The organism is Pseudomonadota bacterium (assembly GCA_018817425.1).
In the GTDB taxonomy this organism is placed as follows: domain Bacteria; phylum Desulfobacterota; class Desulfobacteria; order Desulfobacterales; family RPRI01; genus RPRI01.
In genome coordinates this window covers 1-17,224 of sequence record JAHITX010000013.1, presented here as the reverse complement: position 1 = coordinate 17,224, position 17,224 = coordinate 1, and the positions used below count along the sequence as shown (strand labels likewise).

Below are 17,224 nucleotides of genomic sequence, written 5' to 3'. Positions count from 1 at the left end.
GTTCTATAGCATACCGGCCCCGGGGATTTTCAATCAAGGGGCCGGTATCATATAAAGGATCTGAGAAGGTATAATATGGAACAAATAAATGGCTATGTTTTTGATATCCAGAGGTACTCAATTCATGACGGGCCCGGAATCAGAAGTACTGTATTTTTAAAAGGCTGCCCGTTAACCTGTGCCTGGTGTTCAAATCCTGAATCACAAAAACAGGTACCACAGCTACTCTACATGGAGCAACTTTGTTCACGGTGCCATAAATGTGTCAATATTTGCCCTAACAAAGCAATTAAGATTTTACCGGAAGGAGCTCTGCATATTGACAGGGATCTTTGTGTGGGTTGTGGCTTTTGTGTGGATATATGCCCTGCCGAAGCAAGAAAGATTTCGGGCAAACTCATGAGTGTAGAAGAAGTAATTGATGTAGTAAAAAGGGATGCCTTATTTTATAAAAATTCCGATGGTGGCGTAACTTTTTCCGGAGGCGAAGCAACAGCACAGCCTGATTTTCTTCTTGCCCTTTTGAAAGAATGCAAAAAGCTTGGATTTCATACAACTCTTGATACCTGCGGATTTGTGAAATGGGAGGTACTTGAACCTATTTTAGAATATGTAGATCTGGTACTTTTTGATGTCAAGCAAATCAATGCCAAAAAGCATCAGCAACTTACAGGTGTAAGCAATAAACTTATTTCTGAAAACGCCAAACGTATCGTTTCCAAAAACATTCCCATCATTTTAAGAGCGGTTCTTATACCGGGTTGCAATGACTCCGATGAGGATATAAAGGCACTGGCGGAGTTTGCCCTTGAATTGGACTGCCCGGAAATAAATCTGATGCTATATCATAAGCTTGGTATCAAGAAGTATGAATCTTTAGGTATGCAATACAATCTTGGAGATTTAGAAACGTATCCAGATGAAAAAATAGAGCACATAAAAGATCAGATAAGCCTTTTTGGCCTAACTGTGAAAGTTCAGTAAGACGAACACTGTTTTTTTGCCTGGATTTTAACTATATATGACAGGAAACACAAAATTCATCCGGAGATTTAGCAGTATGTATCTTATGGCAAATAAAACAATCAATCTCACCGTAGTGTGAATCATGAGGGTTTAAGCGCGTCTTGCCTTTTGTGAGCTCGATAATATCTGTATAACTCCCGTGGCAATTAAAACAAATTGCCGATGAATACTTCTGTAATGGAGAAGGTGTGTTTTTTGCATCAATATTCTTATGTGCTTTTTGCAGGTCTGCTATATCGTGGCAATCCAAGCATGATTTTTCGGCCACAGAATGCTTAGATGCCAATAGGGCAGGATTTGCCATTGAGTTTACTTCTGTAGGGTGACAGTCAAGACAACGCGCATCAGGACTCCAGACAAAGGGTGAGGCAGAGCAGCAAAGCGGCTTTTTAATTAAAGCCGTTTTGCTATCACAAGCCGTAACCAGCAATATTGAAAACAATACTACTGCAATAAACAATATGATCTTTTGCAACTTGAAATCCCTTTTTCTTGGATTAAGATTAAGATATCTATTGTCGCTATCTTCCTGAATTTTTATATCTATTCTATCCCTTGCCGGTAGCGGCATGTTCACCTGCCATGTACGCAGTAGTCATGGAACCTCCTGCGCTCCAAACAGCCGGATGTCCGAACAATACTTCTCCGGCACCACCTCCGGCAGTAAAATATGTGGCATACAGTCCCGGAATAATATTTTGATTTATATCCAACACCTGCATGTTATGATTCACCCGCAGGCCGCATGAGGTTGAGCCCATACTGCATCCTATTTTTATACCATAAAACGGCGGATCTAAAACAGGTACCAAATACTGTAGCTCTTCTCCGAATTCCGGATCTATCCCTGATTTGCAATGCCCATTCCATTTATTAACCGCTTTTTTAAATCTTTCAGAATTCAAGCCTAATTTTACTGCAAGGCCTTCAAAAGTATCTGAGCTTTTTATTGCCCCCATAGTAATAGCTTCTTTTACTTTGACCCGCCAATCCGAACTGGCAAGCCTTGGGATTATCCATTCATCCACCCCGGGAGTTATGGGTACCTTGCAACCCACAGGCTTAAACTTCCATATGTTTTTTTCGTAATTGCTGTCGAAAATCACATAAGCCCGATTACCAGGCTGAGCCATTATTGCCGACGGCCTGCTAAAAAATTGTGCAGGAGAACTGCTTATGTTCATAAATCTTTCGCATGCCTTGTTTAAGTGAAGCCACGCGCCTCTGGCGAGTTGGATATCACCGGAATAAAGATAACGGAACCACGGGCCGTTTACTTCTGAAAAATCTATACCTCCATCAAACCCTGTGAATGTATCATAACCTGACAAATCAGCACCTGCGCCCTGTCCCATTCTGATACACTCTCCTGTATTGGAAGGCAGAGCCATAGATACGCTGCCTACACCCTTACAGGCCGTGGGCACATATTTTTTAAGCATATTTTTATTGTGGGAAAAACCTCCGGCTGAAAGAATCACAGCCTTTTTAGCTTTTATAAATATGGTAGTTCCTTCAAGCAACTTGGTGGCTTTAACACCAACTATTCTGTCTTTATCTCTCACCAGTGCAACTACCTTGGTGTTTAATATGATCTTCCCACCTTTTTTCTTCAGATATTCGTATGCAGCATTTATAGCGACTCTCATTGCAGCATGGCCACGATGATCCGGGTCGCCTTTGACCGCGGGAGAATAGACTACTCCAAAAGGATTGGTTTCCCACTCAACGCCTATATCAGTGAGCCAATCAACCATTTCACCGCATTTAATTATTGTTGCACGAGCCAGTTCTTTGTTTATCGTATAACGCGATTCTTCTATAGCTTTCTGTACTGTCTTGTCCAGGTGAAAAGCCGGAGCGCCTGATACCTTAGGCACTTTTTTTGCTCCATGAGCCAGTAAAGCGCCTGCATGCGATGTAGTGCCGCCTGCCAACGACATCTTCTCCAAAGCAATCACAGAACTTCCCATCTCAGCTGCCTTAGCAGCACCAACGACACCGCCCCCTAATCCAACTACTACGATATCCGCCTGCTCATCCCATACTGCCGGAGGATCTACCGGAGGGATAGGCTTGACGTCATCCGACTCCACTGGTTGACAATCTCCGGTTTCTATCGGTAAAGATTTAACTGTGCTTGCTATCGCTTTACCGGTAGTACCTGGATTGATTAGTGCCGCAGACCCTAAAACAGCTCCGCCAACTACCACTTTGGCATTCTTTAAAAAGTCTCTGCGAGACAGTCTTGACTTATTTTCTTTCATCTTATTTATTCATTTGTAAGTTACAATATCTTTTGGCCATTGTATTATCTATTTTCCTAATTTTCCCCTCAACGAGTCAGGCCCCGGCGGAGCCAGGGCCCACCCTTATGTCTCAAAACCTTAACACGCAAAGGCCGGCAGCGGTATTGCGCACCATCCATGCTCGATATAGGTACGCATGTCCTTGAGCGTAATCTTGCGGCCATCGGCCAAAGTCATTTCGCCCAGACTATGGCTATGCAGTCCGTAATGCATTGTGGCTCCGGATTCGCTCAGGTAGCCGTAAAAGGTCCGTGACTCGGCCGAAGCATCGAGATTGATCTCACCTTTTGGCGACTTCAGCGTAAAGTGCCACTTGACGGGAATCCGCATTCTCGTCTTGGGATCGATCCAATACTCCAGTTCTTCCATCTTGATATTACTCTGGCCGTTTTCGGAAAAGTCCACTTCCTGGTCATCGACCATCACGTGGCTATATGCTTTCCCCACAGAGGGATAGTAATAAATGAAGATCCGCACAGATTCGTTCGCCCACCAGACCCAGTAGTAGGTCTCTCCTCTGAGCACCTTGGCCAGGTCCCACGCCGGTTGGGTAAATTTTTCCTGGCAGCCGAATGACTTGTCTTTCCTCAATTTGTAAGTCTTGCCTTCAAGTTTAAAGGTGCCCTCACAGCACATCGGAGCCTCATAGCCGGCGACGTTGTTCTTGGCTAAATCGGCATAGGTTCCTTTGTGAAATGAGGCGTCACCGATGCCGCTTAAGAGCAGATCGAATTCAATGCCCATGTGCTCGCCCTTGAGTTCCCAGTAGGGGGGACGGCAGATGTATTGCCAGTTATCCAGCTTCCAGATCACCGCATCATCGGTCTTGATGACTTCGCCGCTTTTCCAGTCGTCAGTCGCCCAAGTGCGGTTGCTGATGAAATCGAGGTCGTTGATCGTACCCGTAAATCCCTTGGGCTTGATCTGGAAAGTGGTTTGTCCAACAAACTTGTCCTCGACCTGCCAGGGTCCCTTCTTGCCGCCGCCCACACGAAAAATGCAACTTACAAAGGAAATCTCGTCTCCCTCCTCGGTCTCGGCCATGACCAAAAAGCCGTTATTTTCCATGTACGAAACTCCCTTGGGCAGAGTCTCCTTATAGCTGAGTTGGTCATCCAACGTGGCATTCGTCCTGGCTTCATTTTCCATTGTCATATTTATATCTCCTTTTTTAATTTTAGCCCAACTTGCCTATCTTTTCCAGTTCAGGCGCCAGATCTTCAATTCCCATATCTTTCAGATGTTCCATGGTAGGATAGCCGGTTTCTCTGTTCCAGCCCAACGCTTCATACCAATTTCCTACAGTGATCTTGAATTTTTCCATATCTATTCTTTGATACATAACCTTTTCCATTTCATCCCATTCCATTTTGGCAGTTCTTTCATTATCTCTGCACAATATAGCACGGGTTAATGTATTGATCCTTTCTCCTGCCTTATAATACTCGGCTTCAGTAACTTCTACTCCGGTAACTGCAGAGAAAAGCCTGGCCTCCAGGCCTGTCGATTTAGAACCTTCACCAATCCCTTCATGATCCCACAGCCAGCCCATATACTTTCTTAATGGGAACTGAAAACACGCAGGCAAACAATCGATTAAAATCCCGCGCATTGTAGCATCCTTGGCCCATTTCACGACAAAAGGGCTGCCGTACTTATCAGGTTCTTTCATTATAAAGCCGATAAACTCATTGTGTATCCAATCGGGCCACTTATTGTGATGAGGATCGCGTGTGTCAATCATCCAGCACAAGGCTCCCGGGAGTGCGGCAGCTGGACCCATAGCATGATCAGCAAGAATACCTCTTGAAGCATATCCCCATCCGCCGATTCCGGCTACCGGATACTTTACCGGGTTGGCAGCTCCTTCACGAGCTGCTTCAGGTCCTTCATATTCCGGATACCAGTATTTTTCCGGGCCGAGTTTTTCCACAGTCCTTCTTAGTCCTTCGGCAAGCGTATCTCCAAAACCCTTTCTATATGCAATCATGTTTAACAGCTTGATCCACCATTCATGGTCCCGGACGTCTGTTGGCATACCCATCAAAGATTCGGTGTCAATTCCCAATTCTTTCGTATAATGCAGCCAGGGTACTATGCCGTAGTTAATCTCATGATGGTTAAAGCCCAATTGTTGGGCCAATACATGGACTTCAAAACCTTTTTCAAAATTTCTTTCCCCTTCAAGCCTGTCAAAGAACTGCTCATACCTGGTATGTACACAGCCCGACATTCCTAGCATAAGACCTGGATGGGAAACTGCCGGTACATTTTTAAATTCGAAGAAACCACAGCCGCCAAGACAACCGGTAGCACATGATTTTGCAAAAATCGGATAAGGCATATTGTGGATGCTGCCCATCCAATCCTTGGCATGATTATCAAAAATGTCTTTTCCACCTGTCCATTCTTCCCACCACGGATTATTAGGTTTATCTCCTAAATCAGCATAAACTAAAGGACGTTTTCGCTTTTTCGGATAAAATTCCAACGTGGCCTTAATAGCTGCTTCAGGATCTTTAACCTTAACCTGATGTTTTCCTCCGACCAGGACAATGGCTTTAAGCATCTTGGAACCTAATACTGCACCCATTCCACCCTGCCCTGTTGCATTGTGTGCTCCGCAACCAACTATGGCATAACGGATAAGATTCTCGCCGGCAGGACCTATTCCATATATATCGCAACGGTTTTTACCATGACGGTCTTGCAGAATTTGCTGCGAATCGATCAGTCCCAAACCCCAAAGATCTTTTGCCGATTCCAAGCTTGGTTTGCCGTTTTTAATTACAAGATAACAGGGCTTTTCAGATTTTCCTTCAAGAATAATTCCGTCATAACCGTTCCACTTGAGCCTTGCAGGGAAATGACCACCGATTGAAGTGTTGGTTAACTGCTCCGGATAGCTGTGGGGTGATATGCCCAGAAAATTAACTCTTCCGGAAGATGGGGACATGGTTCCCGATGCAACGCCATTCATAATAAATACTTTATTCTCAGGATCGAAAGCCTTGATTCCGGGTTTCATTTCCTCCCAGCACAATCTGAGCGCTATCCCATAACCACCTATATATTTTGGAACATATTTCATTGTATCAACTGTAGAGAACTCACCTGTGGTGAGATTAACCCTTAATATCTGACCTGCCCATCCATATTGCTCACTCATTTTATCACCTCCTCAATTTATTTATATTTCTTTAAAGTAAGACACATGGTAGGACACATCTGAACACATACCGGACCATCTGCTCTGTCTTTACAAAGATCACATTTAACAGCTTTTTTCTTTACACTGTTATAGTTGATCCTCGGCGGTTCAACAGGACAGGCTTTTATACATGCTGCACATCCATTACACTTTTCTTCATCTATGCATCTGGCTCCGGTTTTTTTATCAATATACATTGCGTCTTCAGGACAGGCTGCAATACATGAGGGTGCTATGCACTGCTTGCAGCTATAAGCAAAGTACTCGCCGCGGAAAGGATCTCTGGACTCCCAGATTCTGTTTAATTCAAGTCCGCAAGCTGCCTCATGCACTGCTGCACAATACAACTCACAACTTCTGCAATCCTGGCAAACCGACTCCTTGGGGTCAACCATGGATATGTAGCCTATTGCTTTTGGATAGGGCACGGTTTTATCTGCTGCAACGCCAGTTTTGTTATTCGCCATTAACATCCTCCTTTACTTTTTAATACATTAATTTGATCAAATAATTTGAATTATATTACAGCCATAAAAATTAATTTGAACTTCAAAAACAATGCAAACTTTATGTTTTCAATAGATACCGGACCCCGACATTTGCCGGGGTTCCAGTGATTTCAGTATCGGATACTTTTGCAACCTATCACTATCAGTTTAAGCTTTACCGGATGAGGCATAACGCTCTTTTGCAATCGCAAAAAGCTCCTGGCTTCCTTTTGACCACTTTACCGTTAACTTTGTCTTGTTAATCTTCCAACCATCGGGAGTGCGTACCATCCCATTGGTATAGTAACCGCCACCTGACCAAATGCTGTCTACTTTATCATTTGGAAGGTAAAACTCGGAGTGAACGTAGGACATACACGTTGCTTCATCACCGTTTATTGTAACAACATCATTGGAAGTATAATGCATCACAGATTCAAAACCACTTGCATTCTCCCGTGCCCAGGTTACCCAATCATCAGCTTTAAAAACTATAGGGTTTCCCCCGATCATGGAAGTATAATCGATTTCCACCTGGTCAGTATAGCAGGAACGCAATCCGGCCCAATCGTGCAGGCCAATACTGGTTGCATAACGTATAACAATGTCAACAATTTCCGTGCGATCTAAAAGCAATTGTAACTTTTTCTCATCCATAATTAATTCCTTTTAATTACTTTCTCAAAATCAATGCCAAGATCTTCCATAACAACCTTTGCAGCAGCACGCCCACCACCGGTCACACCACCACCGGGATGTGTGCTTGCCCCTGACATATAAAGTTTTTTTATCGGCATACGATATGTATGCATTCCGGGCAAAGGCCTGTTTCCGCCGATCTGCCGGTTATACATTCCAAAATGGAATTTATCACCGGCGGGCATTGCAGAGTTTCTCCTTTGAACATCAAACGGAGTCACATAAGATCTTCCTATGATATTGTCATCGGTCAAATTGCTGCAATAGCGCCGTGCTATTTCCAGCATATTATCTGCCGTCTGCTGGCCCACCTCATCCCACTTTTCAACAGGAGCATCTTTTAGTACCGGAGGCACAAGTGCATAGTTGTAAACTATAGCTTTGCCTGCAGGAGCCCTTGACGGATCAATCAAGGTTGGCATGCATAAATTGGAAAATTCATTGTCCAGATATCCTAAATCCATACGGTGCAGGGCATCACGATAATGTTTGACATTCATATGACCGAATTCAACAAACAGAAAATCCCCCAAATCATTGCCAACCTTAAACTTTGGTTTTGCATTAAGGGCAATATGCTGAATAAACCCGGAATACCGGCTTTGCTGCAACCCATTAACATTACGCTCAAGATTTGCAGGCAGTTCAACTCCGGGTAACATTCCGGGAAAAACCTGCTTAACATTGATGTTGGCCACCACTGCTTTACTGGCAAGAATTTCCTCTCCGCTTGCCAGAATAACACCTGAAACCTCTCCACCTGACATTTTAAAATGCTTTACCGAACTGTTTACTTTAACAGTACCTCCATGAGCTTCCATACATTTTATCAGTGCCTCTGCCAGGGCACCTGAACCACCCACCGGCATCCATCCGCCAAATCTATTCATAAACGGTAGAATAATGAAAAAGCCAAATCCTGTACCTTTATCAAAAGGATTGTTCATGGCCTTTGCCGCAAAGCGGGAAAGTGCTATTTTTAATTTGTCGCTCTCAAACCATTCTTCGGCTATATCCCAGGCGCTTAAAGACATAGCCCTCAACAGCTCCTGACTTTCCGGACTCTGATCCATCATAGCATGGGCTGTCCTATCGCTTCCAGGAGGTTCATACATTCCCATTGTGAACATCTCCAAAGATTTGCCTGCCTTAGCGTCAAATTTCCGATAGGCATCAGCATCATGTTGAGAAATCTTTGCAATAGACTCGCATGTCTTGTCGATATCCAAATAGAACTTAATCGTTGAGCCGTCTTCAAAAATTTCTCCGGTCAGCTTTTCTGTTCTGGTATACTCAAGGCCATATTCTGACAGCAGCCCGAGTTCATCATTTTTCATCATCGGGTTAGCAATTAAAATATAATGAAGACTGGAGCAGCAATCATGCTTGAATCCCGGAACAGTCAATTCCTTTGTCTTTGTTCCGCCGCCAACCTCCGGTTGCTCTTCTACTACACAAACATTCAGTCCGGCCTTGCTCAAATAAGCAGCAACTATAAGACCGTTATGCCCCGCACCTACAACTATTACATCAAATTTTTCTGAAATAACTTAAGTTCTCCTTTCTCCTTTATTATATTTTTATTCCTGTTGTATACCCATCATAAACGGCATCTATTCCCTTCCTCGGAGCAACGGAATCACCAATACAATACAGCTCCTTAACCTTTCCTTTCAGGGCTTTATATAATTCGTTATTGGCTTTATTATAAGTGACCATAACTACATTATCTACCCCTTCAACTTTTTTTATAGTGCCTGCATATATATCGAGAAGTTCTACCGTGTTTCCCGAAATACTTTTAACGATCATATTAGGACTGAAAACCACACCTTTGGAACGCAGCCTTATATAAGAAGCCGGTAAATCAGTTGTCGCAATAAGATCAAACCCGATAAAGTTCAGAGGACTTACCATCTCAACCTGCTTTCCCTTTTGAGATATATACTCTGCAACACTCATCAGTTGCCAGTGTCCTTCTCCGCCATCAACTACTATGACCTTTTCGCCAAGTTCCACCTTATCTAAAAGCACATCCCAAACATTTACTACATTATCCTGATCACCACCGGGTACCGGTGATTTGGCAGGCAATGAACCGGTAGCAACAACAACAGCATCAGAGGCTTCTTTTTCTACCATATCCGGAGTTACTTCCACTCCAAGATTTACCTTGACATTCAGTAATTCGAGTTGCTTTACCCTGTATCTTATGATGCCGGCGATTTCTGCTCTGTGTGGCGCTTTGGCTGCGATAAGGATCTGGCCGCCCAGTTCATTTGCTTTTTCAAATAGCGTTACATCATGGCCTCTTAGTTTGGCTGCCCTTGCAGCTTCCATGCCTGCCGGACCGCCACCGATGACCATAACCTTCTTCTTTGTACTTGAAGGTACAATTGTTCCTATTTCTTTTTCCTTTCCTGTAACCGGATTTTGAAAGCATGTAACCGGTCTGCCTTTCATGGCTCTTCCTATACATCCCTGATTACAGGCTATACATGAACGAATTTCATCTAATCTGCCCTCCATAGCCTTATTGGGCAGTTCAGGATCAGCAATCAGACCCCTGCATATTCCAACCAAATCCGTCTGTCCGTCTGCCAGCATTTTTTCAGCCTGAACCGGATCATTAATTCTGAGAGCTACTCCTATAGCCAGATCTACCGATTCTTTAAATTGGGCGGCATAGGGATTTAACAATCCTAACGGAGTGTGCATGCCTGTTCCGATAGTAAAAATTCCCTCATAAAATCCTCCTGAGATGGAAATATAATCAATATAACCGCTTTCCTCAAAGATCTTGCCGATCTCTGTGGTATCGTCAATGCTTAATCCGCCGGGTACAAATTCGTCTCCGGGCATTCTTATGCCCAAAGCCATGTCATATCCTACTTGCTCACGGATGGCCGCCATAATCTCCAAAGGAAATCTCACACGATTTTCAAGGCTTCCTCCATACTCATCCGTTCTCTTATTTGTATAGGGAGACATGAATTGTTCCGGCAAATAACCTGTTGCGCTGTGAATTTCAAGACCGTCCAGGCCTGCGTCTTTTGCAAACTGAGCAGTCTTTACATATGCAGCTATTACTTCTTTAATATCTTCAATCTCCATTTCCTTAGGTACAGTACGTCCTCCCGCCGGAGTAGGTGAAGCACTCCAAAGCGGCAGTTGTGTCAACTCGGAATCCGCAGTTCTTCCGGCATGCATTAATTGAACAAAAAGCTTTGTGCCTTCCGCATGTACCGCCTCGACAAGCATTTTTAATCTCTCAACAATGCGTTCGTCATACATTTCCATGATGCCGTAAATGTTTCTGCTGTTAAACATAATGTTCATGCTTCCGGCAACAATAAGTCCTACGCCTCCCTTAGCCCTTGCCCTTTGATACTCAACATACCTTTCAGTCATCATATGATGTTCATCAGTATATTTTGTACCGTGTGCAGGGAAAAATATCCGGTTTTTTATGGTTACTGGGCCAATCTTAAAAGGGGTAAATAAATACTGAAACTGATCACTCATTTTTTTTATCCTTTCTTTTTAGCGTTATTATCAAAGTTTCTCCGTTATTAAGTGCATTTTCTCACACCTTTGACTAAAAACAACACGAGAAAACTATGAGTACAATATGAGTGCTGTCCCCATATTTTATTTCAAATTCTTATAGGATAAATATTTATTTATTTGCGATTATCTTTGCTATTGCTATCGGCAGATCATCAAATCTTCGAATGAATCTGTAACGGCCATGTCCCTTTTGAGCCATAAGCTCATTTGTAGCCCGGTCAGAACCGCCGGTTCCAAAAGATATTCCAAGCACATGCAATCTATCAAACTTTGCGGCAATTTCAACAGGATCGCCTCCTTTCGTTGCCCATCCATCGGTTACTAAAATACCGGTTTTGTGCATTGTTTTTGATTCGTTCAGAAGAGAAAGACCGTCTATAAGAGCTTGTCTTATGTTCGTGGCACCGCCTGTTTCAATATCAAGCATTTTATCAACCAGAGGTTCCAGGACATGCGGTTCATAAAGACGCTTAATAATATTTGTATCCCTGGCAAAAGACAGCACACCATAAAAATCATTTCGGAGCTTTCCGGCAAATACTCCTGTAGCTATAGCTGCAACTGCGGCTTTTTCCGGACGCATGGAATTTGATGCATCCAGCATAAGCACATAGGAGTTTTGTTTTAATATTTTTTCATAGCAGTAAAGATTTTCATGTATCAGAGATGGATCTCCGGGTTGTTCCTCCAAGCTATAATCTATATCAATGTCTACAAGTCCGGGCATATATGGCCTGGTTACTGTTATTGTATTCCTTGCCGCTTGAGATGCTATTTTTGACGACAGATAGATAATTTTACCTAAAAGTATTTTATGGACTTCCATCCTTTGCTCCCACTTTGCACGTTTTTGCATAAGATAAAGGAGCTTTACCTGGGAAAATCCGGTTTCCATACTTGATGCCATTTCCAATAAAGGATTGAAATAATCGCTATTAAAAATGTTATTTAAAGATCGGGGCAAACGATAAAGCAGAGGAATAATTTCTTCATACTGTAAAAAGTCAATGGCTTTGCGCAATTCCTGCAAAAGTTTTTGATCATCAGCATCAATTAGTAATTTTTTTTTTGGCCCCCATCAAAATCAGAGGGGGTAGCAGTTGTATTAGCTGATACATCACGCTTTGGCGAAGTTAGGCGCTGCTTATATTTTTCCAGGGACTTCAGAGCAAGTTTTTTAAGAAGCTCAAGAAAATTATCATGAGAAAAATCATGGAGCTCTATCTTTGTGGAAAAAGCAAGCTTTGCGCATTTAACCCAGGCTTCGGGGTTATCGTTAAATGATTTATTGGCACTGTAAAATATATCAGCAAGATCAATGGCGCCGCGGATCGACGAACCACGCCTTATGGCCTGTTCATCTCTTGTCAGCCGTGTAAAAATTACTGAAAGAGTAATGATTTGTTCGTCGGGGCACATGGAACGAAGCTTTACAATCTCAATTTCTTCATCTTCATTCTGATTAAAGAGTGTGATACATATAAAACGATCTTTTAACGCCTCGCTTAACTGTGATGTGCCTATATATTCATCGGGATTCTGTGTTGCAATAATCAGAAATCCTTCTTTGCCTTCCACTTTGCCGTATTTCGGGATATAGATCTTCTTCTCATCCATAGCGGAAAGAAGAACATTCTGGGTTCCTTCCGGCATCCGGTTTAATTCATTCAGCAACAGAATGGAGCCTTCTTCCATAGTCAATGTGAGAGGCCCCTGTATAAATGCTTCCTTCGTATACCCCTTTGCCATGACAAGCGGCGGATCAAACCATCCTGCCAGTTTTTGTTCAGTATAACGCTCATCCCCGTCTATTCTAAGGCAATTTCTTCCCAGGTGAGATGCAACAGCCATAGCAATTGTTGTTTTACCGACACCTACAGTACCGGATAGAAGTATATGCTTTCCGGCCCCGGCTGCTATCAAGGATAATTCCAATTCCTCTTCTCTGCCGATAATATTGTGTAATTGCTGTATTTGAGCTATAGTATCATGCATTTAGTTTAACTTTCCATAAGCTTATAAATATCAATCATGATATCAAAAATTAATTCACTAAAACAATTCCATAAATTGTTACTTTATCCATTGTGGGCGTATCGGCTTTGAATCCGGCCCTTTCAGCCGTACTAAACACATCTATACCTACTGCTTCCATAGATGGTCTGGCTTTAAACGGATGTCTGCAAGTTTCTCCTGGGGTTTTTACCGCACACTCTTCACATAGCCCACAAGTACCTGCGCCAAAACCTGCCGAAAAACGATATCCCAGGCCAAAGCACTTGCTTTCTATTTTATTTATTATTTCACCAAATTCTTTTGCTGCTAAAAGCAAAGACTTCTGGTAACTCTTATCCTTAAATACTTCGGCAAAATCATCTTTTTTTTGAGTTACATCATCTTTAAATGACTTTACGTCTTCAATAATAACTGCATAAGAATATTTGGATACTATTTCCTGAAATTCAGAAGCACTCATTACATAAGGAGGACACATAAAACTATTACCATAAAAACCGCATATGGGTACCCGGCATTTCAAATTAACTCTGGGATCAACTATAATATCGGATGCTTTGATGGCTTTTGCATCAGTTGCACCTAATTTTTTGGCCTCTTCACATAAGGTGCTCAAATTCTCTTCTGTTTTCTGATCCATATTGATTAAGCACCTTTTTTCTTTTCAAGTTATCAGCTCATGAACTTTAGAGCTTTTTTTTATGCCGGGAGCCGGATTGCGCGGGAGAATTTGCGCAAATACTGAGGATGATTAGTCAGCTCCACATAAGTTGCCTTGCGGGTGATAGCCATTGATAATTCCCGCTGTTCTTTTGATAAAAGTGCTAATTTGGCTCCCGTACCTGCGGCGTTTCCTATCTGGGAAAACCGATTCATGGGAACAGCTGCAAACATCCCGATCTCTATGGCACTTGCTACATCTATATAGCTGCCGAAAGCGCCTGCGATCAAAATTTCGTCAACCTCATCCCATGTCAGTTTTGTTTCTTCCAAAAGAATATTCAGTGCCGCGGCTATGGCCGCTTTAGCCATAAGTATTTCACTTATGTCCGTTTCGGTTATAGTGATATCAGTACCGCTACCGCTGTTTTGAGCATATACCAGAACAAACTCCTGCCCTTTTTCACCATCCCGAACAAGCGGATGAGCAAGCATTTTGCCCATACGATCAATAATACCTGCTTTTCGTAGTTGAGCAATCGCATCTAAGATACCGGAACCGCATATACCGACAGGAGGCTCGTTATTAATGGTTCTGATTTCTACCGATGAACCGGTTATTTTAACTTTTTCTATAGCCCCGCCTTCTGCCCGCATACCATATTTTATATGAGCCCCTTCAAAAGCAGGACCGGATGCACAGGACGTTGAAAGCAGGCGATCTTTTACTGCAAGACTTATTTCAGTATTAGTGCCGATATCTATTCCGATTGTAGTTTTTTCAGTATTATAGATTCCGGTTGCAAGAAGCACAGCCACATGATCGGCTCCCACAAACCCGGCAATATTGGGCAAAAGATGGACATATGCACCGGGGGCAATTGCAAGGCCTAAATCTCTTGCTTTAATATCCATAGAGTCGCTTACAGCCGGTATATAGGGCGCCAGGGCCAACTGCCTGACAGGCAAACCCAGAAAAAGATGATGCATGGCAGTATTGCCCACTACAACAGCTTCTAAAATTTGGTCACCTGAAAGGTCTGTTCCTTTACATAGTTCTCTTATCAACTGGTTGATATCATCGGCAGCAGCCTGCCTGAGTGTTTCGGCTTCTTTGCCCATGGCATGATTCAGACGGGCCATCAGATCCTGCCCGTATGCCATCTGCCGGTTTACTACAGCTTTTGCCGCCAGAATCTCACCTGTTTCAAGATCAGCAAGATAAGCTGCTATCTTTGTTGTTCCCAGATCCACTGCCAAGCCAAGCAATCTTTTTCCTGACTCTCCGGCCATAATTATTTCCCGGCCACGCAATACTATTTGAGCCTTCCATTCATTTGCACGCAGAACTAGAGGAAGTTGACGTTGTGCCGACAGATCAATCTTTAAATCTTTTAATCCGTACTGACTGTCCAGATACGCAAAAAGCGCCGTTTGATCGGATTTTTGGTCAAGCATGCTGGGAGGCGAGAGAGTTATGTCATATCTTTTCACAAGGGGATCCAAGGCCGCTGTCTTGCCGTTACCGGCAACCTGCAACCGTTGCGAACTAATCAGACTTTTGGGTGGAATTTTAACTTTAACTTCATCATAAACCCTTGTCAGGCATGCCAGGCGGCAGCCCCGCTCAATATCTTTTGCGCTTATCTTCTCTTTTTCCTCATTTGTTATAGGAGATACATGACCGGAAATAATAAAGACCCGGCATTTGCCGCAGGTGCCCTGGCTTCCGCATGAGGATACCAGACTTACTCCGGCATTGCGGGCAACTTCTGCTATAGTTATTCCTTCCGAACAGTGAACACGTTTGTTTATCGGTTCAAATACTATACTACTCATTTAATGCCTCAAACTACATAAAATGCAGTGGCCTTTTGGCTGCAATCATAGCCGCCTCATGGAAAGACTCACTTAATGTCGGATGTGCGTGGATAGTCTCTATTATCTCTTCAATAGTAGCTCCCTTTTGCATGGCTAAGGCCGCCTCATGAATCATATCCGTAGCCGTTCCTCCAATTATAAAGGTCCCTACTATTTTGCCGGATGCTTTATCTGCAATTACTTTTACAAAGCCTTTTGTATCTCCGCTTGCAACAGCTTTTCCGCAGGCTGAAAAAGGAAATGAACCAACCAGAACTTCTGTGTATTGTTCCTTGGCCTGCTTTTCGTTTATGCCAACCATTCCAACTTCAGGAACCGTATATATGCAATTAGGTACCACCCGGTAATCCATCTTTTTCTTATGTCCCATGCAGTTTTCCGCTGCAGTTGTACCTTCATGGCTTGCAACATGAGCCAGCTGGTATCCTCCGATTACATCTCCTATGGCATAAATACCGGAAACATTTGTTTCGAGGTATTCATTAACGACAATGGCTCCGTTATTAGTTTCAATGCCCAGCAATTCAATTCCGCCGACACCTATAAAAGGTTTACGTCCAGCTGCAACAAGCATCTTATCAGCTTTTACTTCCCAGGTTTTTTCACCCTTTTGCAGCGTGGCAGTAATTATTTTTTCATCTCTTTCGTGTTTTATGACTTTTGTCTTTATACTGATACTCACACCTTTTGAAGTAAGTTCGGATTTTAACAATGATGTGACTTTAGCATCACAAAAAGGCAGGAGTTCAGGCATAATCTCAACCATAGTTACTTTGGTGCCGAACTGCGCGTAAATGCATGCCAGTTCAATTCCGATAATTCCACCACCCACAACTATAAGTGATTCGGGAATTTCTTCAAGCTGCAACATATCGGTACTGTTTAATATTTTATCGCCATCAAATTCCAGCCCGGGTAATTCCATTGGTTTTGCACCGGTTGCTATAATTATATGTGAGGCGTTGATTATCTGAGTTTCACCGTCTTTTGACGTAACTGTAACTTTTTGGGGGCCGGTTAAGTCGGCTCTGCCCTGAATAACTTCTACATTGCTTTCCTCAAGAAGGTAAGCGATGCCACCCTTAAGGGTTTTTACAACCTTTTGTTTGTGTGCCTGAACGGCTTGAAAGTCCAAAGAAATACCTTCAACATTAATGCCCATTTCAGTACTTTTCTTCATCTTGCCGTAAAGCTCAGCGATTTTAGCAAAAGCCTTGGTGGGAATACAGCCGACATTTAAACAGGTGCCGCCCAGCTCTTCTTTTTCTATTAGTGCCGTTGATGCGCCAAGTTGTGCCGCTCTGATAGCTGCTACATATCCTCCGGGACCTCCACCTATTACAACGACATCTTTATTAGTTTCC

At 43.0% G+C, this 17,224-nt stretch carries 14 protein-coding genes; 1 reads left to right on the top strand and 13 read right to left on the bottom strand.

The annotated features are described in order from the left end of the window. The first annotated feature begins 75 nt into the window (after positions 1 to 75). Entirely contained in the window at positions 76 to 984 is a 909-nt protein-coding gene (locus KKC46_02970) for a glycyl-radical enzyme activating protein (GenBank protein MBU1052776.1), read from the top strand. A gap of 31 nt (positions 985 to 1,015) precedes the next feature. Here KKC46_02970 and KKC46_02965 read toward each other — a convergent pair whose 3' ends face one another. The 13 genes from KKC46_02965 to lpdA form a co-directional block, all read right to left on the bottom strand. Beyond that, entirely contained in the window at positions 1,016 to 1,597 is a 582-nt protein-coding gene (locus tag KKC46_02965) for a cytochrome c3 family protein (protein MBU1052775.1), read from the bottom strand. Continuing rightward, positions 1,575 to 3,293 carry an FAD-dependent oxidoreductase gene (locus tag KKC46_02960; GenBank protein MBU1052774.1) on the bottom strand — a complete coding sequence of 573 codons (1,719 nt, stop codon included), beginning with the start codon at positions 3,291 to 3,293 and terminating at the stop codon, positions 1,575 to 1,577. The genes KKC46_02965 and KKC46_02960 overlap by 23 nt, the downstream gene beginning before the upstream one ends. A gap of 120 nt (positions 3,294 to 3,413) precedes the next feature. Then, entirely contained in the window at positions 3,414 to 4,484 is a 1,071-nt protein-coding gene (locus KKC46_02955) for a hypothetical protein (protein MBU1052773.1), read from the bottom strand. 28 nt (positions 4,485 to 4,512) lie between these two features. After that, a complete protein-coding gene (locus KKC46_02950; GenBank protein ID MBU1052772.1) occupies positions 4,513 to 6,504 on the bottom strand; it encodes a hypothetical protein in 1,992 nt (663 codons plus the stop codon). Positions 6,505 to 6,521: 17 nt separating this feature from the next. After that, positions 6,522 to 7,013: a 4Fe-4S dicluster domain-containing protein gene (locus KKC46_02945; GenBank protein MBU1052771.1), complete on the bottom strand. Its 492-nt coding sequence runs from the start codon at positions 7,011 to 7,013 to the stop codon at positions 6,522 to 6,524. Between the two features lie 189 nt (positions 7,014 to 7,202). Then, positions 7,203 to 7,691 (bottom strand): nuclear transport factor 2 family protein, encoded by a 489-nt coding sequence (locus tag KKC46_02940; protein ID MBU1052770.1) that lies wholly within the window; start codon positions 7,689 to 7,691, stop codon positions 7,203 to 7,205. A gap of 2 nt (positions 7,692 to 7,693) precedes the next feature. Next, a complete protein-coding gene (locus tag KKC46_02935) occupies positions 7,694 to 9,280 on the bottom strand; it encodes an NAD(P)/FAD-dependent oxidoreductase (GenBank protein MBU1052769.1) in 1,587 nt (528 codons plus the stop codon). 25 nt (positions 9,281 to 9,305) lie between these two features. Continuing rightward, positions 9,306 to 11,258, bottom strand: coding sequence for an FAD-dependent oxidoreductase (locus KKC46_02930; protein ID MBU1052768.1), 1,953 nt, complete (start codon positions 11,256 to 11,258; stop codon positions 9,306 to 9,308). 154 nt (positions 11,259 to 11,412) lie between these two features. Continuing rightward, entirely contained in the window at positions 11,413 to 12,198 is a 786-nt protein-coding gene (locus tag KKC46_02925; GenBank protein MBU1052767.1) for a VWA domain-containing protein, read from the bottom strand. A 158-nt stretch (positions 12,199 to 12,356) separates the two neighbouring features. Then, positions 12,357 to 13,298: a MoxR family ATPase gene (locus KKC46_02920; GenBank protein ID MBU1052766.1), complete on the bottom strand. Its 942-nt coding sequence runs from the start codon at positions 13,296 to 13,298 to the stop codon at positions 12,357 to 12,359. A 49-nt stretch (positions 13,299 to 13,347) separates the two neighbouring features. Further along, complete coding sequence (locus tag KKC46_02915; GenBank protein MBU1052765.1) at positions 13,348 to 13,959, bottom strand: DUF2284 domain-containing protein; 612 nt, start codon at positions 13,957 to 13,959, stop codon at positions 13,348 to 13,350. Between the two features lie 59 nt (positions 13,960 to 14,018). Next, positions 14,019 to 15,818: a DUF4445 domain-containing protein gene (locus tag KKC46_02910; protein ID MBU1052764.1), complete on the bottom strand. Its 1,800-nt coding sequence runs from the start codon at positions 15,816 to 15,818 to the stop codon at positions 14,019 to 14,021. Positions 15,819 to 15,831: 13 nt separating this feature from the next. Then, on the bottom strand, positions 15,832 to 17,224 hold a 1,393-nt coding region (gene lpdA, locus KKC46_02905; GenBank protein MBU1052763.1), incomplete at its 5' end, for a dihydrolipoyl dehydrogenase.